This window comes from Acinetobacter sp. ANC_7654, assembly GCF_056779855.1.
On the sequence record NZ_JBWYIR010000011.1, the window covers coordinates 54,886 to 69,296 of the forward strand.

A 14,411-nucleotide genomic window follows, 5' to 3' on the forward strand; every position below is an offset into this window, starting at 1 on the left:
AATTTTATATAAGTTAATGAAAAATAATAAAAAATTAAAATACCTATTAAGTAATATAAGATACCAAATTAGTATTTTTTAATTTACTAATCTGTGTTCAAAAATATATTTAAATATTTAGTCGAAGCGAAGATACTTTATTTCGACATTATTATTAAAAATGTTTTATAGTATTTATCATGATTCAAAATAGCTAGGTGAACAGGATGATCACACTCAGCCAACATAAGGATCTTAGTCACGCATCGCGTGAATTGAATGTTGCTCAACGATTAATGAGCCTTATTTGTGGTTCACATCAATTAGAAACTGCTCGTAAAGATCAGCTTGATTTTCATTATTCAGGTATACGCTTGCCGAGTAAAAAAATGGCAATTGGCTGTATCAGTTATGGCACAGATGTATCTATTCAAATTCAGCAGCTAGGTGCATACAGTATCAGTTTGCCTATTCATGGACAGCAAACATTGCGTATGAATGGAGAAACTCATTTATCACATAGTAATAATGGAATCATTGTTTCTAGTCAGGATCAGCAAGAACTCATCATTCACCGTAATTGTAAAAAATTTCAAGTGGTGATTCCTGAAGAAAGTGTCAAATCTGTACTTTCCAATTTGCTTTCTAAACCTGTTAAAGAGCGGGTGATTTTTGAGCCAGATATGCCATTTAGTGAAGATAACTTCCTAAGATTGTGGTGGAATAATATTCAACAATGTTTATCGCTCAGGCAAGATTATTCTCGTTTTGATGGTTTAAATCTGCTTTCTCAAGATTATGAAAGTTTTTTGATTAAGGCTTTGCTTTTAACCCAGCAGAATAATTATTCCAATGAATTAAGATCGCTCCAAGAGTATCAGCTTCCGAAGCCAGTCATGGTGGTCAGAGAGTTTATCCATCGTTTTGCTGATCAAGAGTTGGATGCATCAGATTTAGTCATGATATCGGGAACTTCAAAATCGACTTTATACCGTGAGTTTCAACAAGCGCTGCATATGAGTCCTATGGATTATTTAAAAAACTATAGACTTGAACAGATTCATCATGCTTTGCTGCAGAACAATGCAAATATTTCCATTTCGAGATTGGCTTATGACTGGGGATTCAGACATTTAGGACGATTTTCTCAAGAATACAAAGCCAAATATGGGGTTCTCCCGAGTGAAACACTTAAAATAATGGTTTAAAAAAAAGCCCCTTGATTGGGGCTTTTTAATGACTGAGTTGAGATTACTGCGTTACCTCTGCAGTTGCAGTATTGGCTGATTCAGGTTGTTTTAGTCCTTTTAATGCGAGCGCAATAAACGAAATAAATGTCGGAATTGCTAGGACATAGAAAATACCTGCAAGAGATAATTCAAAAGTAAAAATCAGTGATCCGTAGAACGCACCTAAGATCGCACCGATACGACCAATACCATGCATCCATGAAACACCTACACCGCGGCACACTGAAGGGTAGAACAGTGCTGTTAATGGAAGTAGTGATGATTGAGCACCCACTAATAATGCGCCAATTAAGAAAATTGCAATACCGAGTAAAACAATACTTTGGCTTACGAATGCTGCAACGAAGAACAATACAAATGCTGCGAGATAAGAATATTTAATCACAGTATTTGGATTAACTTTATCCATATACCACCCCATAAAGCATGCACCTATTACACCGCCGAATGGGAAAATCGCTGCAATTAAACTAAACTGCTCTGTTGTAAATCCAGCGGTTTTAAGAATAGTTGGCATCCAGCTGGTTAACAGATAAAACACCATTAGGCTGGTAAAGCAACACAGCCAAAGCATTGCCGAACCCCAAAAGTATTTGCTAAACAAAATTTTAACAGGGCTTTGTTTAGGATCTAATACTTCTGCTTCAGGTAGAACAAATACAGTACTTTGATCGAATGTTTGACCGTGAATCTTCTCAAGAATTGGTTTTGCTTTTTCTTGACGATTTTGTTTGATGAGGTATTGAGGTGATTCAGGTAACTTGGTAATCAAAAATACCAATACAATGAGTGGGATTACACCGCCAATAATAATGACATTTGCCCACCCTTGATTCTCTAATAAGAACGCAGATAAGACACCGCCACTTGAGATCCCTAACATAAATCCGCAACCTGCTAATCCGGTCAGGAATGCTTTACGTTTTAGAGGCATGTATTCGGATACCATTGTGCTGATATTCGGCATAGCCGCACCAAGTCCGACCCCTGTAATAAAACGATAGATCATAAGTTCTTGTGTGTTAGAAGCAAATCCACACATGATGGTGAAAATTGAAAACAACAAAGTCGTCATTACGATGACACCCTTGCGTCCAAATTTATCTGATAATGGTCCTGAGATAATAGCGCCGATCGACATACCTACTAAGGCCGCACTGAGCACAGGTGCTAGATCTGGTTTTGAAATCCCCCAATCATCTAACAATGCTGGTGCAATAAAGCCTAAGATGCCAGTGTCTAATCCATCACAGAAAAAAACCAAAAACCCCAGAAAGAAAACTGTCCATTGTAAAGGGGACATTTTTTCCCGATCAATAACGTCATTTACAATTATTTTTTGCATTTAAAATTTCCATATATTCAAACGTTAGAACAAAAAAGGACTATCGTTTGCAAAGAATATTAACGATAGTCCTTAGTGATTGTCATCAGCTCATTTAATTATCTTGAGCTATGACTTTGAATAAACTTCTCACTGTAAACACGTCCGTTGTCTATCTGGTGATCAGCTAACCAATTTTTGACAGCATCGATCATTGGTGGCGGACCACACAAATACATATCGAATGCTGATTTGCTTAATTGCGATTGATCTAAATGTTCGTGGATAAATCCTTTTTTTCCAGTCCAATCATTAGAAGGTTGTCCGATTACGGGATGATACTCAAAGTGTGGAATCTTAGCTGAGTATGCTTTTAACCTTTCTTGTTCACACAAATCTTGCTCTTTGTTTACACCATAATATAGATGTACTGGTGGAATTTGAGGTTGTTTCACAATTTGATCTAGCATTCCTAAAAATGCTGACAATCCAGTACCTCCTGCGACAAAGACTAATGGCTTTTCTTTTTCCACTTCGCGAAGATAAAAACTTCCTAAAGGTGCTTCGAGTAAAATTGTATCCCCAACTTTTGCTCGATCTCGCAGATAGTCACTCATGAGACCTTGCGGGAGTAAGCGAATTAAAAACTGTAATTGATTACCTTCATTGGGTAAATTGGCAAAGGAATAAGAACGCCAATCATTTGCACCAGGAATTTTTAATCGAGCATATTGACCCGGTAAATAATCAATTTTCTGCGTATGTTGACTGGCATCTACATGAATGATTGCCGTAGTTTCAGAGACTAATTCTACGTGAGTCACTTTGGTTTCGAGTTGAAGTGTTTCACCAGCATTACAGAAACTTGAGTCATGATCGAAATAGAATGCAGCATTCGATTGCACTCGTGTTTGACAAGCTAAAATTTTACGCTCTGCCAGATCACGTTCGGTTAATGCTTCTTCATCGACATAATCTTGAGTGTAATTGCCACTTTCACATTGCCCTTGACAGGTTGCGCAAACGCCTTCACGGCAGTCTAAAGGCAATGTGATACCTTGACGGAACGCAGCATCAAGTAAAAGCTCATCATTATTCACAGAGATAAAGAACGTTTTACCATCTGCAAAGTTGAGTGCAACAGAATGACTCATTCTTTTACTCCTTAAACGTGATAGAAGTCGAGCACAGAATCAATTTTGTCATTCAACAAAATGGTGTGCTGTTTACGAATGCGGAAAGTGTCTTCATGTTGACGAAGGATATAAGTGACATGCCCGTAAAAATAGCCTTCTAAACCTTGGCGGTTATAGAATGTCGACCAACCCGCTTTAACTTCTAATAATCCGTCTTCAAGTGTTTTTACACGGATGTTGTGAATCGCATGCATGAGACGCGGAAGGGGCGTAGCTGATGCAGCTTTACCAGTTCCTATACGGAATACGCGATCTTCAAGGCCAGCACGGTTTTCATAATAGATATATGAAAGCCCTTGGTTTGGATCAGTGACGTATTCATGGTCACTAATCCATTGTGGAATGTGGTATTCGCTGTCTTCGTCATAGAGTTCTAGATATGCGTCCCATTCATAGTTGTCACAAAGCGCAGATTTTTCATATAAAAATTGAGAAACTTGATGTACAAGAGCTTGTGTCATGATTAAGCCTCCTCAGTTGTCGCTTGTGATGCAGGGCATTCGTGTGGTTCAGAAGTATCTTCAGTGAGTTTAAGTGCTTTATTTTTTAAGCCTTTTAACATGAGATCGCGCCAAACTTGGTGTTGATTGACATATAAACCTTCTTGAGTGATTTCAGTACCCGTGATGACTGGTTTAATCCCTAATGTTTGAGCATTCGGGCTGTCGCCATAATTCCACTTGTGATAACCGCGCGAAATGTCACTCCAGCGTTCTAAACGAGCTTGGAAACCACGCTGTTGTTCACGGAATTCGACTAAATCGTCAGGTGTGCCTAAGCCCGATACGTTGAAGAAATCTTCGAATTGACGAATACGGTTACGACGTGCTTCAGCCGATTCACCTTTAACACCAATACACTGGCTAATGACTTCAGTTTTATTCCATGCAACTGGACGAATAATACGAAGTTGCGAACTGATTTGATCCATAAAGAAAAGGCTTGGGTATAAGTTCAAGTTTCTGAGACGATGCATTGCCCATTCAGCACGTTTTTGACCATATTTTTCAACCAGATATGGCATCACAGTTGCGTAACCAGGGCGTACAGTTGGGTTAGGCATGTCACTAAACAAAACGTTATGACCATTTTTAAATGAGAACCAACCATCATCAGTTGTGTCATCACCAGCACCTAATTTACTGTAATCAAGTGTGTCCTTTGGTCCAGTCCCTTTTTGTGCATTCAGTTGCTGACGATATTGAACTGTAGAGACATAGTTATAGTGAACAGTACTTACGTGGTAGCCATCTACACCATTTTCATTTTGTAGCTTCCAGTTTCCAGCAAAGGTATATGCTGATTTACCCGGTAAAACTTCTAATTCACCTGTAGGTGATTGTTCAACCATAAGATCAAGGAAAACACGTGTATCACCTAAATAATCTTCTAAGGTGTCTGTAGCTGTTGTATCTAAACTAACGAAGACAAATCCTTTATAACTTGCAATACGTGCTTTTTTTAGACCTCGTGATGATTTATCAAAGTCATCACAATACTCACCAGGAGCTTTAACTTTTACGAGGCGACCATCCGATTTGTAACACCAAGCATGGAACGGGCAGGTAAATGTGGATTGATTACCTTTAGCAACTCGGGTCAATGTAGCACCACGGTGCTCGCAGGCATTGACCATTGCATTTAAATTACCTTGACCATCACGGTTAATGATGAGCGGTTGGCGACCAATTTGAACAGTGACAAAGTCATTTGGTTTTGGAATTTCACTTTCATGACACGCGTAGATCCACACCTTTTCAAAGATCATTTCCATTTCTAGATCAAAAAGTTCTGGTTCAGTAAACATGTCACGTGCGATACGATAGACGCCATCCTCTGGTCGAAAATCGATACATCCTTCAATAAAATCATGCCATTCGATGCTGCTACGAGATCCCATGGTCTAACTCCTTATATCACTTGATTTCATTTATCTTTGAATCTATTGAACAGTGATTAACGGAGTCAGGCTATCCAGTTTGTTCTAATCGTTATCCATTTTTTCTCAAATATTTTATGGAGAAGGTAGTTAAAAATATGAGTGGGATTCAAAAGTCGTCCTTTGGGACTATAAAAACAAAAAGCCGATGCATCTTTGATACATCGGCTGATAAAAGCTAAAGGAAATCGTTATTTGGCAATTCCAAGCTCTGTCAAATGAAGTCTTAGGATTCGTCTTAATTCCAAAACAGCTTCAGGCGTTTCCTGAATTGAGTGACCACCTTTGATAATAATCTCAGATTGTGCCCCTTTAAGATGAGCACTCTGATAAGGCACGATCCCATCTGACATAACAGTAGGATCTTTACTCTCAGTCACATTCCCCATGATGGAGTGAAATTTAAATCCTTTAATTGGCGTCACAGGTGAGGTTAATTTGGTGAAAGGAGAGTTGTGACTCAGATCACTCGGACCATTTTGAATCAATCCATGACCTAAGTCTTTGACAAAATGTTTAATATTAATATCTTTATCTGAGAGCGATTCAGCAAATGCACCCAAAAATGCACCTGGCAACTTGATCACTTTACGCGCAGCTCGTGTAAACCAACGATCAGCATAATCTGTACCTCGATGAGGTGCTGCTAAGAAAATAGCACGATTGAACTGTGGCACAGGTTTGATTTGTAAACGAGCTTTAAATAAAGGTTCATTCTTAAAGCGGCTAATTTGAGAATTTTTTAATTGAGACAATGCAGGTTGTGTTAAATCAGCTTGGCTCACCAATAATCTTGAAATAATACCACCCATACTATGTCCAATCAGAACTGCATCTTTAGCTGATGCTGTAGATTGATCAAGTGAATTAAATGCTTGTTGAATGATCGCATTCACCTGAAAGCGACTTTCTAAAATTGGCATATTGGTTGAGTAAAATACTTGCCAAACTTGATAATGCTCTCTTAGAACATTATCTCCCATAATGTCATTGGTTAATGCAATCCAAGCTTCTGGACTGCTTGCAAGTCCATGCACCAAAACAATAATTTTTTTGTTTGGATTATAGGGTTCGAGCATAAAGAGATGGGGCATTGTGATTGTATTGTCACGATCAATCAAACTCAAATATGCAGCAGCACCTAAGTTATTTTCGGCAAGCCACAAACCATAAGGTGCAGAGTAATTCGCAGCTAAGGGATAAACTTTTCCACCTACTTTTAATTGATCTAATCCATAAGGATCATAAATATTCAGGGTGAAATGCGGGTCATTCAGAATATCCTCTACATTACTCTGACGCGCAGGCTCAGCAGTCATCGTGACTGAAAGATAACGTGGTGGATGAATATTAGGGTTACGACCATTTTTATAAGCGTGATTTAATGGATCTACAATATATTTACCTGAATCGCTATTTCGCTCTGGCGCTGGAAGCGTTGCGACAAATTCCGCACCGAAACCATCCCGACGGTTAATCGAACGCAAGCCACTAAAATTGAGGTTGTAGCTTGAAAGCAGGCTATCTAATTTTTGATTAGCAATCTGAGGGTAATGGTCATAGTTGATGGTATAAATGCTTTCACCAATTTTTATTTGTTTGGGAACTTTTTCACCCGTATAGCGCATACCATAGGTCATCACCATTTTCGCCAAGGCTTGATTGTAGAAATCTCGTATTTGAACTTGTCTATTATCGAAAATACGGTCGCTTGGTTGGCGTTTTGTCTTGAATAGATAGGCATAACTATAACGAATACTTTTATCAAGCATTGCTAACTGTTGGTCAAGACATTGACTATAGTTTTCTTGATGAAGTTTTTGCTTTTCTTCTGACTGATATTTATTAATTAAACTGGTATTACAATCAGAAGAATTACTGAGGGTTAATGCCCGTGTCAAATATGCTTCACTTGCAGTTGAATAAAGTTGTTCATCTTGAATTTGTTTTATTTTTTTTAGATCAGATACGCATTTATCTGGATCATTAGAACAACTTTCAGCCTCACTGCCTGTCATGGAGAGGACATTAAGACTCGCTTCACTCATTTTTTTACGCGTTAATATGCTATCTCGTTCATTCGCGATCGAAACATTAAGCGCTTGATTTTTTACACTGACGACTTGGCAACCTGTCATAAATAGTGGTGTTGCGAGCAGTAGGACGCCGATGTATTTATTGTTCATCATAAACATATTTTCAACTGTCAGCATGAATCATTAACGCTGAGCATACGTTATTTTTAGGGAGATAAAAATAAGTGCTAAAAAAAATAGACTGAATGATCAGTCTATTTTTTTTTAATAAGATTATGATTTCGCTGGATTGTTTAAAATTTGCCAAACATTGTAACGACCTTGTTTCTCAATTTCTTGAATCAAGCGGTCAGCAACTTCAGTTTCTTCAGGATATTTCACCTTGTAATTTTTTAAAGTTGTGATTGCATTTTTCTTTTGGCTCAATGCGAGGTAGTTATTAACAGCTACGAGATAAGCTTCTTGAACACCCGCTTTGATGGCCTTATCGATATATGGAATAGCTTCTTTTTGACCACCACCTTCAGACAAAGAGAAACCAAACCAGAAGTTCGCTTCAGCGTCTTCTTTGTTGATCTTCAGGATTTGTTGTGCATATTTTAATGATTTAGTGGTATAAGCAGAACCAAGATCGAGGTTACGACCCAATATACTTGCTTTAAATGCACGAATTAGGATATCGAATGACGCGTTATCTTTCGCTGCTAAAGTATCTAGTTGAGCTGAAACTTCACGTAATTTAGCTTCAAAACCGCGACGTTCTTGACGATCTGTAAAGCGAGGAGGATAGTGACGTGCTTTACCTTCAACCATCTGGAGGAAGTCATCAATTTCTGTAATATCGATTTCATTTTGACCCGCTAAAACCGTGTATTTCATCGCACGTTGTGAACTATTCACAGTCGGTACGATTAATTTGTTTTGGTCGAGGATCATCTTTCTGTTTGGATTATTTGGATCAGTCACCTCAAGTTTTTGAAGTGGTGCAGCAGCAGCTTTTTTTAGTTCAAGCTCGAATACTGGTGGTTGGCTATAATTAAAAGGATTTAATGCATAAAATGGCGCACTTAAATCAGGCTCAGAAAAGACGATTGGATCGTTTGTTTTAGATTGTTTTTTTACTGCTGGAGAGCTACAAGCACTCAATAATGAAACAGCGATCATGGTGGCAATGAGGGGCTTAATCGTCATATTTTCTTCCAATATTATGTTTTTAAATTCTAGTTCAGGTTGTATCTGAGTCTATGAAAAGTCGAAACAACATGCAACTCAGATTCACCTAACTTAGTCAAACTTATACATTAAGCTTTTGATTGTGCAGTTTGAGCTTCGCACTCACGACGAACTTCGTCAATGATTTTTAACTCTTCAGCACTAAATGGTTGTCCATTACTTTGAGCGTTATTAAATGTTGGATCAAGTAATGAAAGTCGCTGACATAGAGTGTTCATGCGCTTTTCATTGTGCTGTATACGATCCAATAATACTCGCATACCTTCTAACATAGGATCTGATTGATCTTGGGTTGTCGCATACGGCTGAAAACCGATGCTTTCTGCATAATTGCGTCGTTCGGATTCTTTGTCCAAATCTTTTTGCTGATTTTTAATAATAAATCGCGCTGGGTTACCTACGGCAGTAGCACCTTCAGGGACTTCTTTGGTGACCACAGCATTCGAACCCACCTTCGCATTCTTATGCACGGTAAATGGTCCTAAAATTTTCGCACCTGCGCCAACGACTACACCATCTTCTAAAGTTGGGTGACGTTTGCCTTTATTCCAAGTGGTGCCACCTAATGTCACGCCATGATAGAGCGTCACATCATCACCAATTTCAGCTGTTTCCCCAATGACCACACCCATACCGTGATCAATAAAAAAACGTTTGCCAATTTTGGCACCTGGGTGAATTTCGATACCAGTTGCAAAACGACTAAAAGAAGACAGCATGCGGGCTGAAGTTTTACACTCTTTTTTCCAAAGCTCATGCGCAACACGATGCATAATCAGTGCGTGAATTCCTGGATAAGTGGTTAAAACTTCAAATGTGTTGCGCGCCGCAGGATCGCGGGCAAACACAGCTTGAATATCTTCTTTAAGCTGTTTAAGCATCTTTTGATTTCTCTTTAGAATCTGACTTTTTCCATGTGCCATTGTTCAATGCCTGAACACGACTGAAAATACCTCTAAGAAGATGGTACTCCATACGATCTAATTGTATACGTCCGAATAAGCGACGCAAGCGTAAAGGCAATAATCGTGGGTTTTCTGGGTCTAAAAACTCGATTTCGTGCAACATTTTTTCAAAATGAGGATAAAATTGTTCCATCTGTTGATGTGTTACCAACGGCTCATCCCAATGCATAGAATCTTCATCAGTCACTTTCATAACTGCTTGAGGATCTTCAACTTGTTCCATGAGAGCCGTGGTCGCCATTCGCATTTCATAGCAAATAATTTGAATGGCTTGAGCGACATTGAGTACCCCATAGTCTGTATTCACAGGGATGGTCACATGGTAATTCGCCAAAGCCAACTCTTCATTGGTTAATCCGCGATCTTCACGCCCAAATATTACGGCAATTTCTTGTTGTTCTTTGATCACCGCTTGCATCGATTTATCAGCAGCAGGCCGAGCATCTAATAAAGGCCATGGAATAGTTCGGCTACGAGCACTTGTACCAAAGACTAAATGGCAATCTGCGATGGCTTCTTCAAGCGTTTCTACAATCTGAATTTGATCAATTAAATCGGTTGCACCGGCTGCAAGTGCATCAATATCAGGATGAGGATAAGTTTTAGGTGCAACTAAAACCAATTTTGAAAGCCCCATGGTTTTCATTGCTCTAAGTGCGCTACCGATATTCGCAGGCAGGGTAGTATTCACCATGACAATACGCACATGAGACAAATGCGCTGAGACAGCAGCATTATCAATTAAATTCATAAATCTTCCAAAATTAAGAGTATTGACTGACTTCCGTCATGTATTGATCCATTGCTTCATCCATACTGATCTGGTCAGGTGGAGAGGCATGTGATGTGATGACTGGTTCTGATTTTGGTTCTGCGGCGTGGGAACGTGCAGCTTTTGACTTGACATGATACTCCACATGTAAGGCCTCTTTACCAAAATAGTCGCGCAGTTTGAACAATAAGTCATCGAGTGGTGCGACATTCCATTGTGGTGGTAAATGAAAATCAGCCGTTGCATATGGAAAGTCGAGTTGTACTTGTAATGGCACATGCTGACACATATCTACATCACAAAATGGTTGAATGATCTGTGAAAGCTCTTGACCAAGATTTGGCTGAATATGCTCAGGTTGTAATTTGATGAGGATGTGATTCGCACGTTTTTGACGAATTTCGTTTAATGTAAACGCCTTAGTAAGGCGTCCCATCGGACGATCGAAGCCTTCACGTTCATAAATTTCACCTTCAATCACGATCACTCTTTCATTCACAATAATATCTTTAAAACGTTGGAAGCGTTCATGATTTGCTGAGACTTCAATTCGAGCAGTACCATCATCGAGTGTGATCATCATGCGGTTAGGGAAATTTGCGACATCCACAACCAAGCCGGCAAATACTGTAGTCACACCACGACGTGTTGGAGTCAGCTCATTAATTTTGTTAGAAATAAATGCTTTTAACTCGGGGCGATACACATCAATCGGGTGTCCCGTTAAGTATAAACCTAAGGTGTCTTTTTCACCTTTTAAACGGACTTCATCAGACCAAGGTTTTACAGGTTTAGTAGGTTTACGTTGAACTTCTTCAACTTCACCAAATAAATCCATAATGCCAGTTTCGCGATTTGAACGAGCTTGTTCGGCAGCTTGTACAGCTTCAGGCAATTGAGCCATTAAAGTCGCGCGTTCAAGTCCGAGACAATCTAATGCACCTGAGCGAATCAAAGCTTCAAGTGTACGTTTATTAATTTTCTTCAGATCAATGCGATGGCAGAAATCAAATAAATCTTTATAAGGTCCAAGTTGCTTACGTGAATCAATGACAGATTGCATTGCTGCTTCACCAACACCCTTGATTGCACCTAGACCATATACAATGGTTTTTTCATCAATTGCATGGAATTGATAAATCGACATATTGACGGAAGGTGGTAACACATCGAGACCATTGTTACGACAGTCATCAATCAAAAATACAATACTGTCTGTGTTTTGCATTTCCGAAGTCAGTACAGCGGACATAAACTCAGAAGGATAGTGTGCTTTTAACCAAGCCGTCTGATAAGCCACCAATGCATAGGCTGCAGCATGTGACTTGTTGAAACCATAGCCTGCAAATTTTTCCATATAGTCAAAGATATGGTTCGCCGTTTGCTCATCGATATCTTTTTTTGCAGCACCTTCAATAAAGATTTGGCGTTGTTTAACCATCTCTTCAGGTTTCTTTTTACCCATCGCACGACGAAGTAAGTCCGCACCACCTAGACTATATCCTGCACAATACTGAGCTGCTTGCATAACCTGTTCTTGATATACCATAATCCCATAGGTAGGTTCTAAGACACCTTCTAATAGGGGATGTAAGTATTCGAACTCTCCACCATGCATACGATGAATAAAGTCTGGAATTAGATCCATTGGGCCCGGGCGGTACAATGACACGAAGGCAATAATTTCTTCAAATTTACTTGGGCGTGCTTCCTTGAGCATTTTTTTCATGCCCACGGATTCAAATTGGAATACCGCAGTGGTATTTGCTTCGGCAAATATTGAATACGCTGCTTTGTCATTCAGCGGAATATTTTCAATCTTTAGAGGTATATCAAACTTTAATCGTTGGTTAATGTGCTGAATAGCATCTTCAATTACAGTAAGATTTCGCAACCCCAAGAAGTCAAATTTAACAAGTCCTGCCGCTTCAACATCGTCTTTATCAAATTGAGCGACACGACCAGTACCATCTTCTTCACACAGTACAGCTGAGAAGTCCGTAATCTTGGTCGGTGCGATTACAACACCACCTGCGTGCTTACCAGTGTTACGCGTTATTCCTTCAAGTTTAAGCGCCATTTCCCAGATTTCTGAAGCATCTTCATAATCTGGGTTGGATGGGTTGGTTACAATATCTTTAAGTTGTGGTTCTGCTTCTAAAGATTCTTCTAAACTTAAACCTAAAGGTTTAGTCGGGATCATTTTAGAAATACGATCTGCTAAGCCGTAAGACTTACCTAAAACTCGTGCAACATCACGAATTGCGCCTTTCGCTGCCATCGTACCAAATGTTGCAATTTGAGATACAGCATCACGCCCATAAGTTCGTGCTACATAATCAATTACACGATCTCGACCTGCGATACAAAAATCCACGTCAAAGTCTGGCATCGAAACACGTTCAGGATTTAAGAAACGTTCGAAAAGAAGTCCGTATGGCAGTGGATCTAAATCTGTAATTTTTAAACTGTATGCAACTAATGAGCCTGCACCTGAACCACGACCCGGGCCTACAGGTACGCCATTGTTCTTGGACCACTGAATGAAGTCCATGACAATCAAGAAGTAACCTGGGAATCCCATCGAGTTAATGATCTTGATTTCAAAATCTAAACGATCGTCATATTCTTTGCGAATTTCAGGCCAGTCTTCTCCACGTTTCTCCACAGGATAAAGGTGATTAAGACGTTCTTCTAATCCTTCTTTAGACAAATGGGCAAAGAAGGTATCAATTGTATGACCTTCAGGAATTGGATAGTCAGGTAAAAAGTATTTACCTAAGCGAAGTGTCACATTACAGCGTTTAGCAATTTCAACTGTATTTTGAATAGCACTGGGGATATCAGCAAATAACTCCACCATTTGCGCTGTTGTTTTGAAATATTGCTCAGGGCTGTAAGTACGTGGACGACGATTATCACCTAAAACATAGCCATCTGCGATGCAGACGCGCGCTTCATGGGCTTCAAAGTCTTCTTCTCTAATAAAATGAACATCATTATGAGCGACAACACCGATTTGATATTTTGCGGCTAATTTAACAGCTTCAATAATAAAATCTTCTTCTTGTGGGCGATTGGTACGCGTGAGTGCTAAATAGACACGGTTGCCAAATTTTTCTATCCAAGCTTCAAGTAAGGGTTCAGCTTTTTCAGGGCTACTTGAACACAGCATTTCTCCAACATCACTTTTAATCCCTAAAAGTGCAATCATGCCCGGCGCTTGTTCTAACACCCATTCTTTTTTTACACACGGGATACTGAGTTGTTGTCCTTCAATAAAGCCGCGTGATACTACTTCAGTTAAACTACGCCAACCCTCATTATTCATCGCCAGTAAAGTCATACGATGTGATTCATCATTCAAACGAATCACACTTCCTAAAATAGGTTTAATCCCTTTTTTAAGACACGAGGTATAAAACTTCACTGCTGCATGTAAGTTCGATAAATCTGTCATCGCGAGTGCAGGCATAGAATCCTGTACAGCAGACTTCATTAGATCAGGTATACGTACGATTGATTCAGTAATAGAAAATTCTGTATGAACACCGAGATGAACAAACTGCATAGATGAGTCCTTTACAAGAGCAGAGCGTATTTTATCATGCAAAGTGATTTAGAGCTGAGAATCCACGATATTTTATATGATTCGCACAAATTATCTTCGATTTGAATAAAGGCGATTTTATATCAATCAAAAAAAGTGCCATTCGG

At 39.2% G+C, this 14,411-nt stretch carries 10 protein-coding genes; 1 reads left to right on the top strand and 9 read right to left on the bottom strand.

Annotated elements, in window-relative coordinates:
* The first annotated feature begins 206 nt into the window (after positions 1-206).
* Positions 207-1,187, top strand: a complete 981-nt coding sequence (locus AC1M86_RS12155) for an AraC family transcriptional regulator (RefSeq protein ID WP_481593673.1) — start codon at positions 207-209, stop codon at positions 1,185-1,187.
* 43 nt (positions 1,188-1,230) lie between these two features.
* Here the strand turns inward: AC1M86_RS12155 and AC1M86_RS12160 are convergent, their stop codons facing one another.
* The 9 genes from AC1M86_RS12160 to dnaE all read right to left on the bottom strand — a co-directional run bounded on the left by AC1M86_RS12160 (position 1,231) and on the right by dnaE (position 14,265).
* Positions 1,231-2,574 (bottom strand): MFS transporter, encoded by a 1,344-nt coding sequence (locus AC1M86_RS12160; RefSeq protein WP_092767747.1) that lies wholly within the window; start codon positions 2,572-2,574, stop codon positions 1,231-1,233.
* 98 nt (positions 2,575-2,672) lie between these two features.
* Positions 2,673-3,707, bottom strand: a complete 1,035-nt coding sequence (gene antC, locus AC1M86_RS12165; protein WP_481608059.1) for an anthranilate 1,2-dioxygenase electron transfer component AntC — start codon at positions 3,705-3,707, stop codon at positions 2,673-2,675.
* An 11-nt stretch (positions 3,708-3,718) separates the two neighbouring features.
* Positions 3,719-4,210, bottom strand: a complete 492-nt coding sequence (gene antB / locus AC1M86_RS12170; protein WP_035266119.1) for an anthranilate 1,2-dioxygenase small subunit — start codon at positions 4,208-4,210, stop codon at positions 3,719-3,721.
* Between the two features lie 2 nt (positions 4,211-4,212).
* A complete protein-coding gene (gene antA / locus AC1M86_RS12175) occupies positions 4,213-5,649 on the bottom strand; it encodes an anthranilate 1,2-dioxygenase large subunit (protein WP_035266117.1) in 1,437 nt (478 codons plus the stop codon).
* Positions 5,650-5,879: 230 nt separating this feature from the next.
* Positions 5,880-7,883 carry an esterase/lipase family protein gene (locus AC1M86_RS12180; RefSeq protein WP_481608081.1) on the bottom strand — a complete coding sequence of 668 codons (2,004 nt, stop codon included), beginning with the start codon at positions 7,881-7,883 and terminating at the stop codon, positions 5,880-5,882.
* Positions 7,884-7,997: 114 nt separating this feature from the next.
* Positions 7,998-8,915 (bottom strand): ABUW_2363 family tetratricopeptide repeat lipoprotein, encoded by a 918-nt coding sequence (locus AC1M86_RS12185; RefSeq protein WP_092767751.1) that lies wholly within the window; start codon positions 8,913-8,915, stop codon positions 7,998-8,000.
* Between the two features lie 110 nt (positions 8,916-9,025).
* The gene (cysE, locus tag AC1M86_RS12190; protein ID WP_035266113.1) at positions 9,026-9,838 is read right to left on the bottom strand and encodes a serine O-acetyltransferase; all 813 of its coding nucleotides are present in this window, start codon (positions 9,836-9,838) and stop codon (positions 9,026-9,028) included.
* A complete protein-coding gene (locus tag AC1M86_RS12195) occupies positions 9,831-10,673 on the bottom strand; it encodes an RNA methyltransferase (RefSeq protein ID WP_092767753.1) in 843 nt (280 codons plus the stop codon). Before AC1M86_RS12195 ends, cysE begins: the two co-directional genes overlap by 8 nt.
* Positions 10,674-10,686: 13 nt before the next feature.
* On the bottom strand, positions 10,687-14,265 hold the full coding sequence (gene dnaE / locus AC1M86_RS12200; protein ID WP_481608060.1) for a DNA polymerase III subunit alpha: 3,579 nt from the start codon (positions 14,263-14,265) through the stop codon (positions 10,687-10,689).
* Positions 14,266-14,411: the final 146 nt, after the last annotated feature.

Coding starts and splice junctions, on each gene's coding strand:
- dnaE (WP_481608060.1), bottom strand. CDS start 14,265: ATGCAGTTTGTTCATCTCGGTGTTCATACAGAATTTTCTATTACTGAA.
- AC1M86_RS12180 (WP_481608081.1), bottom strand. CDS start 7,883: ATGTTTATGATGAACAATAAATACATCGGCGTCCTACTGCTCGCAACA.
- AC1M86_RS12155 (WP_481593673.1), top strand. CDS start 207: ATGATCACACTCAGCCAACATAAGGATCTTAGTCACGCATCGCGTGAA.
- antC (WP_481608059.1), bottom strand. CDS start 3,707: ATGAGTCATTCTGTTGCACTCAACTTTGCAGATGGTAAAACGTTCTTT.
- AC1M86_RS12160 (WP_092767747.1), bottom strand. CDS start 2,574: ATGCAAAAAATAATTGTAAATGACGTTATTGATCGGGAAAAAATGTCC.
- AC1M86_RS12185 (WP_092767751.1), bottom strand. CDS start 8,915: ATGACGATTAAGCCCCTCATTGCCACCATGATCGCTGTTTCATTATTG.
- cysE (WP_035266113.1), bottom strand. CDS start 9,838: ATGCTTAAACAGCTTAAAGAAGATATTCAAGCTGTGTTTGCCCGCGAT.
- antB (WP_035266119.1), bottom strand. CDS start 4,210: ATGACACAAGCTCTTGTACATCAAGTTTCTCAATTTTTATATGAAAAA.
- antA (WP_035266117.1), bottom strand. CDS start 5,649: ATGGGATCTCGTAGCAGCATCGAATGGCATGATTTTATTGAAGGATGT.
- AC1M86_RS12195 (WP_092767753.1), bottom strand. CDS start 10,673: ATGAATTTAATTGATAATGCTGCTGTCTCAGCGCATTTGTCTCATGTG.